Origin of the sequence: Protofrankia sp. CiT1, from assembly GCF_917627335.1 — a bacterium.
Taxonomy (GTDB): Bacteria; Actinomycetota; Actinomycetes; order Frankiales; family Frankiaceae; genus Protofrankia.
In genome coordinates this window covers 1-1,472 of record NZ_CAKJTP010000204.1, presented here as the reverse complement: position 1 = coordinate 1,472, position 1,472 = coordinate 1, and the positions used below count along the sequence as shown (strand labels likewise).

2 protein-coding genes are annotated in these 1,472 nt (G+C 74.0%); both read right to left on the bottom strand.

Translation table 11 applies throughout. The annotated features are described in order from the left end of the window. On the bottom strand, positions 1 to 581 hold a 581-nt coding region (locus MJ785_RS19885; RefSeq protein WP_239382245.1), incomplete at its 3' end, for a type IV secretory system conjugative DNA transfer family protein. Beyond that, positions 481 to 1,472 (bottom strand): type IV secretory system conjugative DNA transfer family protein (locus MJ785_RS19880; protein WP_239382233.1); only part of this gene is annotated, 992 nt, incomplete at its 5' end. The genes MJ785_RS19880 and MJ785_RS19885, both read right to left, overlap by 101 nt.

The window sequence follows — 1,472 nt, the reverse complement described above, 5'->3', positions numbered from 1 at the left end:
GTGGATGTGGGGGTGGCGTGGGCGGTGAGGGTGGCCATGGCCTGTGTGGACGCCGCGGTGATCGCGGTGGCGTGTGGGCCGGTGTACCAGGGGCGTAGCCGGACCGCGGCCGCGCGGATGCCGGTGGCGAGTAGCAGTGCGGTGCCCTTGGGCATGGCGCGGATGTCGGCGGCGTCGAGGATCCGCTGGCGGCGCAGGGAGACCTGTGTGGACGGGCCGCCGCGGCTGTGGGACAGCGAGGAGATTTCGATGTCGTGGTCGCCGACGAGCCGGGAGAGGTCCTCGGCGTGGCGGGGGTCGTCGATGCCGGCGCCGACGAGTTTGATGGTGGCGGCGGACCACAGGGCGTCCATGCCCTGTTCTCCCCATACTCCGACGCCTTGCCGGTAGGACTGCAGGATCGTGATGGTGACCAGGCCGCGGGAGCCCAGGTGGGAGTACAGCCGGGGCAGGTCGGCGATCTTGCAGATGTTCGCGGCCTCATCCAGCATGATCCGCATGGGGGGGTCGAGGCGGCCGCCGGCGGCTTCGGCGCGGCGGACCGCGGCGCGCATGACCTGGTCGACGAAGGCGGCGACCAGCGGACTGGCGGCGCCTTCGTCGTCCTTGGACAGCAGGTACAACGTGTCGCTGCTGGCGGCGAAACGGTCGACGTCGAGCAGCGCTCGCGTGTCGCCGTCGGTCGGCGGGTGGGGTGACCCAGGTCAGGATCTGGTCGTTGCGTAGGCAGCGGGCGGCGGCCCGGGCGGTTTCGTACACACCTTCGCGGGTTTCCGGGGCGCCGGCCTGGCGGCCGCGCAGGCCGGCGGCCACCGCCCGGTAGCCGTGGTCGTCGAGGAGGTCGGCGGGCCGGGGGCTGGCGGAGTCGTTGAGCCATTCGTAGACGTCGATCAGGCTGCGGCCGTTGGTGGCGGCGGCCAGCAGCAGGCTGGCGAGCAGGTCCCCGGCGGCCGCGGCCCAGAAGTCCCGGGATGCCTGCCCGCCGCGGATCTCCTGGAGGAAGTGGGAGGCGAGCCGGTCGGCGTCCTCTACCCCGCGCACAGCCGCCAGGGGGTTCCACCACCAGATTGGCGGGGCGTAGGCGATCTGCTGGGGATCGAACACCCATACCGTGCCGTTCGCTGCCCGCAGGGCGGCGGTGGTCGCCCACAGGTCGGCTTTGTTCGCGGTGGCGACGACCGCGCCGGGGGCGTCGAGGATGACCGGGACCGCCAGCGCGGTGGTCTTACCGGCGCGGGGGGCCATGACCGCGATCGCGACGTCCTCGTCCGATCCGTACAGCGGGGTGCCGCCGGGGGTCAGGTCCCCGATCGGCCAGCCCCGGTCCGTTTCGGACAGGCGGGGCAGCGGGGCCAGGGAGGGGCGCAGCGCGCGGGCGCGGGCGGTCGCACCGGCGGGGGTGAGGGCCGCCAGGTCCCGGTCGTCGGCGAGGGAGGGGCCGGCCAGCGCCCAGCCGCCGGGCTGTCGGCGGG